Genomic DNA, 1214 nt, shown 5'->3' on the forward strand with positions numbered 1-1214 from the left:
CACGCCTTCTCGCAGATGCTCGAAGAGCAGTTGCGCGACAAGATCGAATACGCCGGCGACAGCGCGGCGCGTAAATCCGGGGTCGAAGGCAGCGGCCATTACAAAGTCCGGGTGATCGGCTTCGCCAAACTGATGGGCGACCTGATCGACGGCCTGATCCAGGTGATGATGTTCTTCGGCCTGGCCGTGGTCACCTCGCTGATCATCATCTATGCCTACACCCGTTGCGTGCGCAGCACCCTGCTGGTGGTCGGCTGCTCGCTGGTTGCGGTGGTCTGGCAACTGGGCATCGTCGCCTGGCTCGGTTACGCCATCGATCCGTACTCGGTGCTGGTGCCGTTCCTGATCTTCGCCATCGGCGTGTCCCACGCCGCGCAGAAGATGAACGGCATCATGCAGGACATCGCCCGTGGCACCCATAAACTGATCGCCGCGCGCTACACCTTCCGCCGTCTGTTCATCGCCGGGGTCACCGCGCTGCTGGCCGACGCCGTGGGCTTCGCGGTGCTGATGCTGATCGACATCCCGGTCATCCAGGACCTGGCGATCACCGCCAGCATCGGTGTCGCGGTGCTGATCTTCACCTCGCTGTTGCTGATGCCAGTGGCATTGTCTTACGTCGGTGTCGGCGCGAAAGCCGCCGAGCGTGCGCTGAAAATCGACAACCGCGCCGAGAAGCACAAAGGCTTCGGCAAACTGTGGGACGCGCTCGATCGCTTCACCACGGCCAAGTGGGCCACCGGCGCCGTGCTGGTCGCGGTGTTGATGGGCATCGGCGGTTTCGTGGTCAGCCTTGACCTGAAGATCGGCGATCTGGAAAGCGGGGCGCCGGAGCTGCGCGCCGACTCGCGCTACAACCGCGACAACGCCTACATCACCCAGCATTACGCGCTGTCCAGCGACCTGTTCGCGGTGATGATCAAGACCGCACCGGAAGGCTGTCTGAACTACAAGACCCTGGTGCTGGCCGATCGTCTGGCCTGGGAGCTGCAACAGTATCCGGGCGTGCAGGCGACCTCGTCGTTGGTCAACGCGGTACGCCAGATCACCGCCGGTACTTATGAAGGCAACCCCAAGCTCAACAGCATCCAGCGCAACCAGGACGTGCTCAACTACGCCGCGCAGCAAGCCTCGGTCAACTACCAGGAGCTGTTAAACACCGACTGCTAGCTGATGCCGGTGATCGCCTTCCTCAAGGATCACAAGGCTGAAAC

1 pseudogene is annotated in these 1214 nt (G+C 62.5%); it reads left to right on the forward strand.

Annotation, left to right across the window (positions count from 1 at the left end):
* A pseudogene (locus AD668_RS28285) lies at nt 1-1167 on the forward strand (RND family transporter); the annotation flags it as partial.
* Between the last annotated feature and the right edge of the window lie 47 nt (nt 1168-1214).

This window comes from Pseudomonas sp. P1.8 (assembly GCF_001269805.1).
Taxonomy (GTDB): domain Bacteria; phylum Pseudomonadota; class Gammaproteobacteria; order Pseudomonadales; family Pseudomonadaceae; genus Aquipseudomonas.